This window comes from Streptomyces wedmorensis (assembly GCF_000716445.1).
Classification (GTDB): Bacteria; Actinomycetota; Actinomycetes; order Streptomycetales; family Streptomycetaceae; genus Streptomyces; species Streptomyces wedmorensis.
Genome location: NZ_JNWK01000067.1, coordinates 1 through 12,948, shown reverse-complemented (window position 1 = coordinate 12,948; position 12,948 = coordinate 1). Strand labels below are relative to the sequence as shown.

11 protein-coding genes are annotated in these 12,948 nt (G+C 72.1%); 9 read left to right on the top strand and 2 right to left on the bottom strand.

What is annotated here, in order from left to right; genetic code table 11:
• Positions 1 to 202: 202 nt before the first annotated feature.
• Positions 203 to 670 (bottom strand): metallopeptidase family protein, encoded by a 468-nt coding sequence (locus OO54_RS35175; protein ID WP_033210808.1) that lies wholly within the window; start codon positions 668 to 670, stop codon positions 203 to 205.
• A gap of 299 nt (positions 671 to 969) precedes the next feature.
• Between OO54_RS35175 and OO54_RS35170 the strand changes: the two genes are divergently transcribed.
• From OO54_RS35170 to OO54_RS35135, 8 genes are all read left to right on the top strand, one after another.
• Positions 970 to 1,404 carry a DUF3499 domain-containing protein gene (locus tag OO54_RS35170; protein WP_193384173.1) on the top strand — a complete coding sequence of 145 codons (435 nt, stop codon included), beginning with the start codon at positions 970 to 972 and terminating at the stop codon, positions 1,402 to 1,404.
• A gap of 320 nt (positions 1,405 to 1,724) precedes the next feature.
• Positions 1,725 to 3,086: a phosphomannomutase/phosphoglucomutase gene (locus OO54_RS35165; RefSeq protein ID WP_033210804.1), complete on the top strand. Its 1,362-nt coding sequence runs from the start codon at positions 1,725 to 1,727 to the stop codon at positions 3,084 to 3,086.
• A 616-nt stretch (positions 3,087 to 3,702) separates the two neighbouring features.
• The gene (locus OO54_RS35160; RefSeq protein WP_017238341.1) at positions 3,703 to 3,885 is read left to right on the top strand and encodes a Trm112 family protein; all 183 of its coding nucleotides are present in this window, start codon (positions 3,703 to 3,705) and stop codon (positions 3,883 to 3,885) included.
• Between the two features lie 682 nt (positions 3,886 to 4,567).
• Positions 4,568 to 5,731, top strand: a complete 1,164-nt coding sequence (locus OO54_RS35155) for an SIS domain-containing protein (RefSeq protein WP_033210801.1) — start codon at positions 4,568 to 4,570, stop codon at positions 5,729 to 5,731.
• Positions 5,732 to 5,787: 56 nt separating this feature from the next.
• Positions 5,788 to 6,939, top strand: coding sequence for a mannose-6-phosphate isomerase, class I (manA, locus tag OO54_RS35150; protein WP_033210798.1), 1,152 nt, complete (start codon positions 5,788 to 5,790; stop codon positions 6,937 to 6,939).
• Positions 6,940 to 7,005: 66 nt separating this feature from the next.
• Positions 7,006 to 7,971, top strand: coding sequence for a cation diffusion facilitator family transporter (locus OO54_RS35145; protein WP_033210795.1), 966 nt, complete (start codon positions 7,006 to 7,008; stop codon positions 7,969 to 7,971).
• Positions 7,972 to 8,280: 309 nt separating this feature from the next.
• On the top strand, positions 8,281 to 9,738 hold the full coding sequence (gene ahcY / locus OO54_RS35140) for an adenosylhomocysteinase (protein WP_033210793.1): 1,458 nt from the start codon (positions 8,281 to 8,283) through the stop codon (positions 9,736 to 9,738).
• Positions 9,739 to 9,893: 155 nt separating this feature from the next.
• On the top strand, positions 9,894 to 10,508 hold the full coding sequence (locus OO54_RS35135; protein ID WP_017238336.1) for a hypothetical protein: 615 nt from the start codon (positions 9,894 to 9,896) through the stop codon (positions 10,506 to 10,508).
• A gap of 28 nt (positions 10,509 to 10,536) precedes the next feature.
• Here the strand turns inward: OO54_RS35135 and OO54_RS35130 are convergent, their stop codons facing one another.
• Complete coding sequence (locus OO54_RS35130; RefSeq protein ID WP_106970160.1) at positions 10,537 to 11,502, bottom strand: RDD family protein; 966 nt, start codon at positions 11,500 to 11,502, stop codon at positions 10,537 to 10,539.
• A gap of 110 nt (positions 11,503 to 11,612) precedes the next feature.
• On the opposite strand from OO54_RS35130, the gene OO54_RS35125 reads away from it, so the two are divergent.
• Positions 11,613 to 12,620, top strand: a complete 1,008-nt coding sequence (locus tag OO54_RS35125) for a stage II sporulation protein M (protein WP_033210790.1) — start codon at positions 11,613 to 11,615, stop codon at positions 12,618 to 12,620.
• Positions 12,621 to 12,948 lie beyond the last annotated feature (328 nt).

Below are 12,948 nucleotides of genomic sequence, written 5' to 3'. Positions count from 1 at the left end.
AGCCTCTAGGAGGTCGGGTTCGGCCCGTACGGGATCGGGCTCGACCTCTACAGGATCGGGCTCGACCTCTACAGGATCGGGCTCGACCTCTACAGGGTCAGGCTCGACCTCCAAGGAGTCAGGCTCGACCTCCAAGGAGTCGGGTTCGACCTACACGTGGTCGGGTCCGGCCTTTACTGGTCGAGTTTCGCCCTTACCGGGGTCAGTCCTGCCCGTACCGGGGGTCGACCGATTCGGGGGAGAGCCCCAGGAGCTCCGCGACCTGCTCGACGACGACCTCGTGGACGAGGAGCGCCCGCTCGTCACGGCTCTTCGAACGGATCTCGACCGGGCGCCGGTAGACGACGACCTTCGCCGGCTCGTTCTTCTCGGCGGGCACCGAACCGCCCAGCGGCACCGTCTCGCCGGGAACCGCCGGAGGCACCTCCATGATCATGAAGTCGACGTCGGCCAGCTGGGGCCAGCGGCGTTCAAGGCGCTCCACCGAATCCAGGACGAGATCGCGGAAGGTGTCGGCCCGGCTCGCGGAGAGCGGCACCTGCGGCGGCGCGACCGGTCCCCGCATCCCGCGGCCGTGCCGGTCGCGGCGGCGGACCCGGGGCTCCGCCGGAGGCTCCGCGGCGGGCTCCGTGGGGCGGTGCGAAGGGCTCGGCGGCACAGGACTGTCCATCACTGACGCAGCGTAACGCTCATCGGTCCCGGCGCACCGTGGCGCATCCTCGCCACCTCTCCGGGCGCCCTCGCACCACCCCCGCCCGAGCTGTCGAAACCTGAACATTCCGGCAAAGGCCGCGCCCTATTCGACGGCCCGTCGCGATCGGCCATCTGGCCCTGGTTGACCGGTTTTGTATCCCCAACTGTCCGGAACGCTCCCTGCCCGTACCGCCCCGTGATCCCTCCCTCGCAGGTCAGAGCAGCCATCGCGGGAAGGGAGGTGGCGGAGGTCACACCGCGACACGGTGGAGTGACCTGAGGGAGAGTCGTCGCGGCCCGGTCAAGAGTGCGGTACCGTCCAACGTCGTGAGCCCTGTACGTCGCTGTTCGCGCACCGCGTGCGGCCGCCCTGCCGTCGCGACACTGACGTACGTCTATGCCGACTCGACTGCGGTCCTCGGCCCGCTCGCCACCTACGCCGAGCCCCACTGCTACGACCTGTGCGCCGAGCACAGCGAGCGCCTCACCGCCCCGCGCGGCTGGGACGTGGTGCGGCTCACCGATCCCTCCGCCCCCGCCCGCCCCAGCGGCGACGACCTCGAAGCCCTGGCCAACGCGGTACGCGAAGCGGCCCGCCCCCAGGAGCGCGCGGCCGGCACCGGCGGCAAGGGCGTCGGCGGCCGCCCCGGCGACCCCATGGAGGTCGGCCGCCGCGGACACCTCCGCGTACTCCGTTCCCCCGACAACTGACCCGGCGCCGCGTACAACTGCCTCCGGCCCCCCGACAACTGACGGCGAACCGCACGGCGAACCGACGGCGGAGAACATCCGGCAGGCGGCCGACGGGCCATCCCGCAGAGGAACCCGGCGGCCACCCGGCAGGAGAGTCCGGCGGTCCGGCACCCGCCCGACACCGGCCCGGCATCCCGGGAACGTCGAAGCCCGGCCACCCGCGGCTCCTGGCGGGCGCGGTCACCCCAGACCATGGCACGCTGTGTCCGCCCAGGTAGTTTGGGCGGTCCTTGCACAGGCGCCGCAACCGCGTGCCGAGAACTCAGGAGGGTGGATCCGTGACTGTCGATCTGTCGCAGATCGTGAAGGCGTACGACATCCGCGGAGTAGTACCCGACCAGTGGGACGAGACGCTCGCCGAGCTCTTCGGCGCCGCCTTCGTACGGGTGACGGACGCGGACGCCATCGTCATCGGCTACGACATGCGCCCCTCGTCGCCCGGCCTCGCGAACGCCTTCGCGCGCGGCGCGGCCCGCCTCGGCGCCGATGTCACCCTCATCGGGCTCTGCTCCACCGACCAGCTGTACTTCGCCTCCGGCAGCCTCGGCCTGCCGGGCGCGATGTTCACCGCGTCGCACAACCCGGCCCAGTACAACGGCATCAAGATGTGCCGCGCCGGTGCCGCTCCCGTCGGCCAGGACACGGGGCTCGCCGACATCCGCGCGCTCGCCGAGCAGTGGACCGTGACGGGGGCGCCGGAGGCGGCCGCCACGCCGGGAACGATCACCGAGCGCGAGACGCTGGACGACTACGCCGCGCACCTCAAGGGCCTGGTGGACCTCACGGCGATCCGTCCGCTCAAGGTCGTCGTCGACGCGGGCAACGGCATGGGCGGGCACACCGTCCCCACCGTCTTCGCGGGGCTGCCGCTCGAGACCGTACCGATGTACTTCGAGCTGGACGGCACGTTCCCGAACCACGAGGCGAACCCGCTGGACCCGAAGAACATCGTGGACCTGCAGGCCCGCGTCGTCGCGGAGGGCGCCGACATCGGCCTCGCGTTCGACGGCGACGCCGACCGCTGCTTCGTCGTGGACGAGCGCGGCGAGCCGGTCTCGCCGTCCGCGATCACGGCGCTGGTCGCCGCTCGCGAGCTCGCCAAGCACCCGGGCGGAACGATCATCCACAACCTGATCACCTCGTGGTCCGTCCCCGAGGTCGTCCGCGAGAACGGCGGCGAGCCCGTCCGTACCCGCGTCGGCCACTCCTTCATCAAGGAGGAGATGGCGAAGAGCGGTGCCATCTTCGGCGGCGAGCACTCGGCGCACTACTACTTCAAGGACTTCTGGAACGCGGACACGGGCATGCTCGCGGCCCTCCACGTCCTCGCGGCCCTCGGCGGCCAGCAGGGCGCGCTGTCCGACCTGGTCTCCGCCTACGACCGCTACGCCTCGTCCGGCGAGATCAACTCCACCGTCGTCGACCAGGCCGCCAGCACCGCCAAGGTCAAGGCCGCGTACGCGGACGCCGACGGCGTCACCTTCGACGAGCTCGACGGCCTCACCGTCACCGCCGGCGACTGGTGGTTCAACCTCCGGGCCTCCAACACCGAGCCCCTCCTCCGCCTCAACGTCGAAGCCCGCGACGAACCCACCATGGCCAAGCTCCGCGACGAAGTCCTCACCCTCGTCCGCTCCTGACCCACCCCCGGCCGGGCCCCAAAGCCCGGCCGGGCCCCTCGCCGCCCCTGACCGGCATCCCGCCCCTCGGCGGTCGCTTCGCCTGGTTTGTGTCCTGGCCTCTCGGTGGCCGTTTCGCCTGGCTTGTGTCCTGGCCTCTCGGTGGCCGTTTCGCCTGGCTTGTGTCCTGGCCTCTCGGCGCCCGCTTCGCCTGGCCTGTGTCCCGGCCTCTCCGCCGCCGCGCCGCCCCTGGCCTGCGGCCCCGCCGCCCCGCCCGCGAAACCTCGACCGTTGTGTCGGCCCCCTTGCCGCTCCCGGCCGGTGCCCGGGCCCCGTCGCCGCCCCAGGGCCGGCAAATCCCGGCCCCTTCGCCCCTCCGCCGACCCGGCCGCCTCTCGCGCGACCCGGTGGACCAGCTCCGCGCCGGTCCCACGGCCCGGCCGCGGACCCGCGCGGCCGATCCCCTCACTGCGGCCGTACCCCCGTCGGGTGGCGACCGCCGACTCGCGCAACCGCCAAGACCGCGCCCCGGCGCGGATCCGGCGGCCGGTCGCCGACCCGCGCACCCCGTTTCCCGGCGGTAGGCTGACCTGGCCCGAAGGGCAGCACCATCATCGTTTGTTCGAAGGGACACCTCATGCCGCTCGAAGCCGGCCTCCTGGAGATCCTGGCCTGCCCCGCCTGCCACGCTCCCCTGAACGACCGCACGGCGGACGAAACCCCCGAACTGATCTGCACCAGCTCGGACTGCGGCCTGGCCTACCCCGTCCGCGACTCCATCCCCGTGCTCCTCACCGACGAGGCTCGCCGCCCGGCATAGGTCCGCGGAGCTCACCGCCGGGCAATCCGCTCGCCGAGCACGGCCGTGCGCCTGGCACGCCAGGCGCAGGACCCCACTCGACGCAGGGCGCACTGCCCGGCACCGGGCATCTCCCGACGCAGGCCGACCACCCAGCACCGGCCGCGCCGCGCGTGAACCCACCGCCCGGCGGTGACTCCCCGCAGACGCAGACGCAGACGCAGACGCAGGCGCAGGCGCAGATGTCGCAGGCGCAAGACGTCGCCTCAACGCCCACTCGCCGCCGGCAGGCTCCGCCCGGCCGGCGAGAGGGGTCCCGGCGCAGGGCGGGTCATCCCGTACAGGCGCCCCCCCGGGCCTCTCGGGAGCAGTCCCACGGGAGCAGTCCCACGGGAGCCGTCCCACGGGAGCCGGCACCGAGTAGAGGCCACCGACGAAGACTCCGCCCCCGACGGGGAGAGCCCCACAGAGCGCCCCACAGAGCGCCCCACAGAGCGCCCCACAGAAGAACCCCACCTCGGCCCACCCAGCACACGGGCGGTGCGGGTGGGAAGCGGAAAGGCCCGGCCGAAGGCAGGGCCCACCACCACACAGCTCACCCCCGCCCCGCAAAACCCCGCAAGGACACCGCAGGCCCCGCAAGGACCCCGCAAGCCCCCCGCCAGGGGAGGCCCGCCCCGTACAACCCGGGAGGCACCGCCACATGCTCGACGAGACCCTCCTCGACGCACCGGACGCCCTCGCCCTCGCCGACCGCCGCGGCCTCCTCCGCGGCGCGGCCGAGGCCGGCGCGAGGGTGCGGACCGCAGCCCGTCACGCCGCGGAGGCGGGCGTCGCGGACCTGCGGCCCGAGGGCCGGCCCCGTGCCGTCCTCGTCGCGGGCCCCGGCACCGCGGCCGCCGGCGTCGCCGACCTGATCGGCGCGCTCGCGGGAGCCGCCGCCCCCGTCGTACGCCTGCAGCCGACCGGCGTCGCGCCCGCGGCGGGCGCCCTGCGCTGGGCCCTGCCCGGCTGGGCCGGTTCGGTGGACCTGCTGCTGCTCCCGACCACGGACGGCTCGGAACCGGGCCTCGCCCTGCTCGCGGAGCAGGCCTACCGCCGCGGGATCACCGTCGTGGCCGTCGCCCCGAAGGCCTCGCCGCTCGCCGAGGCGGTCAACGGCTCCCACGGCCTGTTCGTCCCGATGGCCGTGACACCGAACGAGACCCCGAACGAGTTTGGCGAGAACCTCTCGGCCAGCCCCGGCGCGTTGTGGGCCCTGTTCACCCCGCTGCTCGCGCTCCTGGACCGCGTCGGCCTCCTCGAAGCGCCGCCCGAGGCGCTGGAGAAGGTCGCCGACCGGCTCGACCGCACGGCCGAACGCTGCGGCCCGGCGATCGCCACGTACAGCAACCCGGCGAAGACCCTCGCCGCCGAGCTGGCGGACTCCCTCCCGCTGATCTGGACGGAGGGCAACGCCGCCGGCCCCGCCGGCCGCCGTTTCGCCGCCGTCCTGGCCGAACTCGCCGGCCTGCCGGCGCTGGCCGCCGAACTCCCCGAGGCGCTGCCCGCGCACGGCGTCCTGCTGGCCGGCGACTTCGCCGCCGGCGCCGACCCCGACGACTTCTTCCGCGACCGCGTCGACGAGCAGCAGGCCCTCCGCACCCGCGTGGTCCTGCTCCGCGACCGACCGGGCGGCGCCCTCACCGCCGCCCCCGCCGCCCGCGAACTGGCCCTCAGCCACGACACGGCCATCAGCGAACTGGAACCGGAGGAGGGCGGCGACCTGGAGACCCTCGCCGAACTGCTCGCCGTGACAGACTTCGCGGCCGTGTACCTCTCGCTCGCGACGGCCGCCATCCTGCCGCCGTCGGCACCGTCCGCCTGACCCCTCGTCTCGCCCTCCCGTCCGTACGCGCCGCACCGAAAGCTGGAAGACCTCCCATGGACCGCCTCGTCAACACCGTTCGGCCCTATGCCTGGGGATCCACGACGGCCATTCCGGAACTGCTCGGTCTCGCCCCCACCGGCGAGCCCCAGGCCGAGATGTGGATGGGTGCCCACCCCGGTGCCCCCTCCTTCACCGAGCGCGGCCCGCTCAACGAGCTGATCGCCGCCGACCCCGCGGGAGAGCTGGGGGAGCCGGCCCTCGAGAAGTTCGGACCCCGGCTGCCGTTCCTGCTCAAGATCCTCGCCGCCGGCGCCCCGCTCTCGCTCCAGGTCCACCCCGACCTCTCCCAGGCGCAGGCCGGTTACGCCGCCGAGGAGGCCGCGGGCATCCCCGTCGACGCCCCGCACCGCACGTACAAGGACGCCAACCACAAGCCGGAGATGATCTGCGCGCTGACGCCGTTCGACGGCCTGTGCGGCTTCCGCGACCCCGTCGAGGCCGCCGACCTCATCGCCGGGCTCGGCGTCGACAGCCTCAAGCCGTACGTCGACCTCCTCCACGCCCACCCCGAAGAGGCCGCGCTCCGCGAGGTCCTGACGGCCCTGCTGACCGCCGACCCGGACGAGATGGCGCACACCGTGGCCGAGGCCGCCGCCGCCGCCGAGCGCCTCGGTGGCACCTACGCCCCGTACGCGGGCCTCGCCCACCACTTCCCGGGCGACCCCGGCGTCATCGCCGCGATGCTCCTCAACCGCGTCCTGCTCCAGCCCGGCGAGGCCCTGTACCTCGGCGCGGGCGTCCCGCACGCGTACCTCGACGGCCTCGGCGTCGAGATCATGGCGAACTCCGACAACGTCCTGCGCTGTGGCCTCACCCCCAAGCACATCGACGTCCCCGAACTCCTGCGGATCGTCCGCTTCGAGCCGGGCGACCCGGCCGTCCTGCGTCCCGAGGCCTCGGGGTCGGGGGAGGAGGTCTACGAGACCCCCATCGACGAGTTCCGGCTCTCCCGCTTCGTACGGGCGGAAGGCGGAGCCCCGACCGACCTCACCGCCTCCACCCCGCAGATCCTGCTCGCCGTCGCGGGCCGCCCGAAGGCGGGCGAAGTGGTCCTCGCCCCCGGCGAGTCCGTCTTCGTACCGGCGGGCGAGCCGACCGAACTGTCCGGTGCGGGAACGGTCTTCCGCGCCACCGTCGTGGCCTGATGCGAGAATGACCGGCCGAACCGCGGCGACCCAGCCGGAGCATCGACGAAGGGACCACGTACACCCATGAGCGCGTCAGGCGGAACAAAGGCGATCGTGGCGGCACTCGCCGCCAACCTGGCGATCGCCGTAGCCAAGTTCGTGGCGTTCCTCTTCAGCGGTTCGTCCTCGATGCTCGCGGAGAGCGTCCACTCGCTCGCCGACTCCGGCAACCAGGGACTGCTCCTCCTCGGCGGCAAGAAGGCCAAGCGGGAGGCGACTCCGCAGCACCCGTTCGGCTACGGCCGCGAGCGCTACATCTACGCCTTCCTCGTCTCGATCGTGCTCTTCTCCGTCGGCGGCATGTTCGCCATCTACGAGGGCTACGAGAAGATCAAGCACCCGCACCCCATCGAGGCCTGGTACTGGCCGGTCGGCGTCCTGGTCTTCGCGATCATCGCCGAGTCCTTCTCGTTCCGTACGGCGATCAAGGAGTCCAACGAGATCCGCGGCGGCCTCACCTGGACGCAGTTCGTCCGTCGCGCGAAGGCCCCCGAGCTGCCCGTCGTCCTCCTGGAGGACCTGGGCGCCCTGGTCGGTCTCATCCTCGCCCTCGGCGGCGTCGGCCTCGCCCTGGCGACCGGCGACGGCGTGTGGGACGGCATCGGCACGCTCTGCATCGGCGTCCTGCTCATCCTGATCGCGATCGTCCTCGCCGCCGAGACCAAGTCGCTGCTGCTCGGCGAGTCCGCCGGCGTCGAAGAGGTCAAGAAGATCGAGGCCGCCGTCGTCGACGGCGAGACCGTCACCCGCCTCATCCACATGCGCACGCTCCACCTCGGCCCCGAGGAGCTCCTCGTCGCCGCCAAGATCGCCGTCCAGCACGACGACACCGCCACCGAGGTCGCGAACGCCATCAACGCGGCCGAGGAGCGCATCCGCGCCGCCGTCCCGATCGCCCGGGTCATCTACCTGGAACCCGACATCTACAGCGAGGCCGCCGCCTCCGCGGGCGCCAACCCCGCCAAGAGCTCAGGCGCCGACGGCCACTGAGCCCCGCCCGCACCCGCTGAACCGACAGAGGCCCCCAGGACCGGAGACCCCGGCCCCGGGGGCCTCTCCGCACGCCCCGTACTTCCCGGATGAGTGTGGGGCGCCGCACCGATCGGTGTAGATTCGTGACTGCCAGACGTCGCTGCTGATGGCGGTCGGGCGGTCCATGTGGCCGGCCGAGGGAGAGAGGGCCTCCGACGACTGCACCGCGGGACACCCGGGCATTCGTATGCCGTCGCTGTGCCACACCGCGGTGTCAGGCGCTCCAACCGACCCTCGAACCCGAATCCACGAGGAGCAGCTCCAGTCATGACGACTGTCGCCAGCCAGCAGGACTTCAAGGTCGCCGACCTCTCCCTGGCCGCCTTCGGCCGCAAGGAGATCACCCTCGCCGAGCACGAGATGCCCGGCCTGATGTCGATCCGCCGGGAGTACGCCGAGCAGCAGCCGCTCGCCGGCGCCCGCGTCACCGGCTCCCTGCACATGACCGTGCAGACCGCCGTCCTCATCGAGACCCTGGTCGCCCTCGGCGCCGAGGTCCGCTGGGCCTCCTGCAACATCTTCTCCACCCAGGACCACGCCGCCGCGGCCATCGCCGTCGGCCCCAACGGCACCCCGGAGGACCCGCAGGGCGTCCCGGTCTTCGCCTGGAAGGGCGAGACCCTGGAGGAGTACTGGTGGTGCACCGAGCAGGCCCTCACCTGGCCGAACTCGCCCACCGGCGGCCCGAACATGATCCTCGACGACGGTGGCGACGCCACCCTCCTCGTCCACAAGGGCGTCGAGTTCGAGAAGGCCGGCTCCGCCCCGGACCCGTCCACCGCGGACAGCGAGGAGTACGGCCACATCCTCCGTCTCCTCAACCGCACCCTCACCGAGAACCCGCAGAAGTGGACCCAGCTGGCGTCCGAGATCCGCGGCGTGACCGAGGAGACCACCACCGGCGTCCACCGCCTGTACGAGATGCAGCAGGCCGGCGACCTCCTCTTCCCGGCGATCAACGTGAACGACGCCGTGACGAAGTCGAAGTTCGACAACAAGTACGGCTGCCGCCACTCCCTCATCGACGGCATCAACCGCGCCACCGACGTCCTCATCGGCGGCAAGACCGCCGTCGTCTGCGGCTACGGCGACGTCGGCAAGGGCTGCGCCGAGTCCCTCCGTGGCCAGGGCGCCCGCGTCATCGTCACCGAGATCGACCCGATCTGCGCGCTCCAGGCGGCGATGGACGGCTACCAGGTCACGACCCTCGACGAGGTCGTCGAGACGGCCGACATCTTCATCACCACGACGGGCAACAAGGACATCATCATGGCCGCCGACATGGCCAAGATGAAGCACCAGGCCATCGTCGGCAACATCGGCCACTTCGACAACGAGATCGACATGGCCGGCCTCGCCAAGACCCCGGGCGTCGTCAAGGACGAGGTCAAGCCGCAGGTCCACACCTGGACCTACCCCGACGGCAAGGTCCTGATCGTCCTGTCCGAGGGCCGTCTGCTGAACCTCGGCAACGCGACCGGTCACCCCTCCTTCGTGATGTCGAACTCCTTCGCGGACCAGACCCTGGCCCAGATCGAGCTCTTCACGAAGCCGGAGGAGTACCCGACCGACGTCTACGTCCTCCCGAAGCACCTGGACGAGAAGGTCGCCCGCCTCCACCTCGACGCCCTCGGCGTCAAGCTGACGACCCTCCGCCCCGAGCAGGCCGCCTACATCGGCGTCGAGGTCGAAGGCCCCTTCAAGCCGGACCACTACCGCTACTGATGCCCGCCCGGCGGCGCCGCGCATCCGACGCGTCGCCGCCCCGGACACCCGTAGAGGATTCAGGCAGGCCCCCCGCACCCCCGTGCCGGGGGGCCTGCCCCGTCCCGCCCCCCCCGCTATGGCACCCGCAAGCGCCCCCTCCCGAGGACCGACCCATGCCCCGCGGCCGATATTCGCTCCATGACCCGCACGACCACACCCCCCTCGGTGAAGAGCACTTCCACTGCGCCCCCGGCCCCTCCGGCTGGCGCTACGTCTCACAGACCACCACCCCCTCGGGTGATCACCGGGGCTCCGTCGACCTGGCCGTCGACGAACTGGGCCGCCCCATCCGCCTCGAACTCCACGCCGCCGGCTGGCAGGTCCGCGGCGCGGCCCTCGACGGCGTCACCTGGGTCCGCACGGACCCCACCGGAACCCACGCCACCGAAGGCAATGTGCGCGCCCACGCCTTCACCGGCACGTCCCCGGCGTTCCTCGTCGCCCTCACGCGACTCCTGCGTCTCACCCCCGATTCCCCCGAGACCCGCGTCAGGCTCGTCGCCTTCACGGACCCCGTGCTCGCCCCCCGTACGGTCGACCAGTCCTGGGCCTTGCTGAGAAGTGAAGCGCACGCCACTGACAACGGCCCGCTGATGGTGGACGAGTACCAGGTCAGCGCCCTGGACACCGGCGAACGCCACACCGTCCACATCGCCGGCGACGTCGTCCTCTCCGCACCCGGCATCGAACTCGAAGCCCTGGAGACCCCGCCCTCGCTCTTCCCCTGACCCCGCGGGTCAGGCAGGCGGCGGCAGCTCAGGCAGGCGGCGCGAACCCGCTCCGACGCACCCCCGCCTCCCCCGACGGCCCGCCGCCGACACCGGGCACGACGGAGGGAGGAGCGACCACGGGGGGAGCGGCCACGGGAGGCACAACCGGCGGAACCACCGGGGGAGCGACCGCAGGAGAAGCGAACACCGGCGGACCCGTCACCGCCGGAGGCACCGCACCCGACGCCACCGGCGCCGACGCGAACGCCCGCCGCGCGTCCCGCGCCTGCCGCTCGGCCACCACTCCCGCGAGAAACGCATCGGCCGGCACCCCCGGCGGCGGAGGCGTACCCGTCCGCGCCACCAGCTCGTCGGCCAACCGCTCCGCGAGCCGCCGCCCCACCACCGGATCCAGCTCACGCGCCCGCGTCAGGTACTGCCGCACCTCCAGCCACAGCGCCTCCGGCACGGCCGACAGATCGAGCCCGGCGAACCGTCCCACCAGCCAAGGCGGCGGCGGAGGCACGGCCAGGACCCGTGCCGCGGGTATCCGCTCCCGCACCACCAGGGCCCCCGCGAAGACGTCCCCGAGCCGCCGCCCGCGCTCGGACACCAGCGAGGCCACACAGGCGACGACCCCGAACGTCATCAGGATCTCCACCACCCCCATCGCGCCCCGCACCAGCGCGTGCCGGAACCGGATCGGCCCACCGTCGTCCCGCACCACCCGCAGCCCACAGGCCAGCTTTCCCAGCGACCGCCCGTGCGTCAGCGTCTCCACCGCTATCGGTGCCCCCACGAGGACGAGCAGGAACGACGCGATGGACACCGCCATCACCGCCGCCTCGTCCAGCGAGGCGGTCGCGACCGCCAACCCCATGGTGATCAGCAGATAGACCGTCCACACCGCGACGAGGTCGATCAGCACCGCCAGCGCCCGACTCGGCAGCCGCGCCGGCTGCAACCCCAGTACGACGGCGTCTCCCGTCACCAACCCACTCACGGCGCCCACCCTTCTCCGACCTTCCCGACCCCTCCGAACGCCAGTCTGCCAAGCTGACCCGCAGCGCGCCGCAGTAGTACGGACCCGTCCACAGCCAGTGCCTGGAGCAGCAGCCGATCATGGACCTCGACGTCTACGTGACCGCCCACCGCGCCGAGTGGGAACGCCTCGACCACCTCCTGCGCCGCGGCGGCAAGCTCACCGGCGCCGAGGCCGACGAACTCGTCTCCCTCTACCAGCGCGCGGCCACCCATCTCTCGATCGTCCAGTCCAGTACGCCGGACCCGATGCTCACGGCCCGGCTCACCCAGCTCGTGGCCCGCGCCCGCGCCGCCGTCACCGGCACCCGCCGCTCCTCCTGGCGCGACGCGGCCCGCTTCCTCACCGCCGGCTTCCCCGCCGCCGTCTACCGCTCACGCCACTGGTGGATCCCCACCGCCGTCCTGTCGACCCTCCTCGCCGTCCTCATCGGCTGGTGGATCAGCACGCACCCGGAGGTCCAGGCCTCGATGGGCGCCTCCGCCGACCTCCGCGAGATGACCCGCCCCGGCGGCCAGTACGAGACGTACTACTCCAGCCACCCGGCGGCCTCCTTCGCCGCCCAGGTCTGGACGAACAACGCCCAGGCAGCCGCCATGTGCCTGGTCCTCGGCGCGTTCCTGGGCATCCCGGTCCTCGGGATCCTCTTCCTGAACATGCTGAACCTGGGCGTCGGCATCGGCCTGATGTCCTCCGCCGGCCGCCTCGACGTCTTCCTGGGCCTGATCCTTCCGCATGGCCTGCTCGAACTGACCGCGGTCTTCGTGGCCGCCGGCACCGGCCTCCGCCTCGGCTGGACCGTCATCGAGCCCGGCCCCACCACCCGCCGGGCAGCCCTTGCGGAACAGGGCCGCGCCGCCGTCGGCATGGCCGTCGGCCTCGCCCTCGTCCTCTTCGTCTCCGGTCTCATCGAAGGCTTCGTCACCCCCTCAGGCCTGCCCACCTGGGCCCGCATCACCATCGGCATCGCCGCTGAGCTGGCCTTCCTCGTCTACGTCTACGTCCTCGGCGGCCGCGCCTCCCGCACCGGCGACACCGGCGACCTCGAAGAACCCGACCGCAGCGCCACCCTCCCCACCGCCGCCTGATGTGCGTACGACCCCGCTGACCTGCTAGTGTCCTCCGGTGCCCACAAAAGCTGTTGACACGGCGGACGTGGGGAGGTAGATTCAAACGGTTGCCTAGAACTGGACAGTTCGGCAGCGATCAACTAGAGTCTGACTCACTCCGGTCGGGAATTCGATTCCACGGAGTCACCCCGATTCTTATTCGAATCACGAAAGCCTCCGATTAGGTCGGCTCAAATGATTCTGATAAAGTCGGAACCGCCGGAAGGGCCCGGAGCGAAAGCGAAAGGGACCGGAAAGCACCGAGGAAATCGGATCGGAAAGATCTGATAGAGTCGGAAACGAAGGA